The following is a 694-nucleotide window of genomic DNA, read 5'->3' on the forward strand; positions in this document are numbered from 1 at the left end:
TTCTCATTGGTAAGCCCGTAGGTTTCTTCCAGATAAAGAAGCAGATACTTCATATCTGTATCGTTCAGGGCGGTGCTTTCCCTGTGGAAGCCGATGGGCTTTATGATGTCCTTGCGGTCAGTCAGGATGTTGTATGCGATAGCCCCGGAAAGCAGCGGGTCACGCTGGAATACAGTCAGGCAGTTCCGTATGCTCTGACGGACACCGCCTTTCTCGGTAGTTTCCAGCCCCTCCTTGATTTCCTCAATGCTCTGGGGTGGCTGCATGGCGTTCATGGTGTTTTTTAGTTCTTGCTGCGTCTGCGGCGGCAAGCTCTGCCATTCGCTGTTCAAGCTGTATCACATCCTTTCCGTAGTCCGTAATCAAAGCCGCTTTTTCCTCTGTTTCCCCGAACAGCAGCACATCCAGCAGATACTCCACTTGGTCTTGCTTCTGTAAGGCTTCTATAAACCGGGGATGAAAGGCTTCCTCCGGGGAGTGTGGGGCGTAGTCCGTTCTCCATGCCCGAAGCAGATGGAGATAATCAGCAAGAATACGGAAGCAGCGGTTCTTTGCTTCCTGAAACTGTTCCTCCGGGGATTTCTGCCGGGGCTTTGGCTTTTTTTCCTTTCCCGGCGGCTTCCAGTCCTCATAGGAAAGCCCGAAGTCCTGTGCCAGTTGTACGGCGGCTTCTTTCTTTCCCAGCCCATACAGG

Annotated in this window: 1 protein-coding gene and 1 pseudogene; both read right to left on the reverse strand. The window is 52.7% G+C overall.

Annotation, left to right across the window (positions count from 1 at the left end):
- Nucleotides 1-275, reverse strand: a pseudogene (locus DW720_RS12650) (virulence-associated protein E); the annotation flags it as partial.
- A partial coding sequence (locus tag DW720_RS12655; RefSeq protein WP_243099732.1) for a DNA primase occupies nucleotides 244-694 on the reverse strand: 451 nt, incomplete at its 5' end. The gene DW720_RS12655 and the pseudogene DW720_RS12650, both read right to left, overlap by 32 nt.

It is taken from the genome of Clostridium sp. AM27-28 (assembly GCF_003480955.1).
Classification (GTDB): Bacteria; Bacillota; Clostridia; order Lachnospirales; family Lachnospiraceae; genus Otoolea; species Otoolea fessa.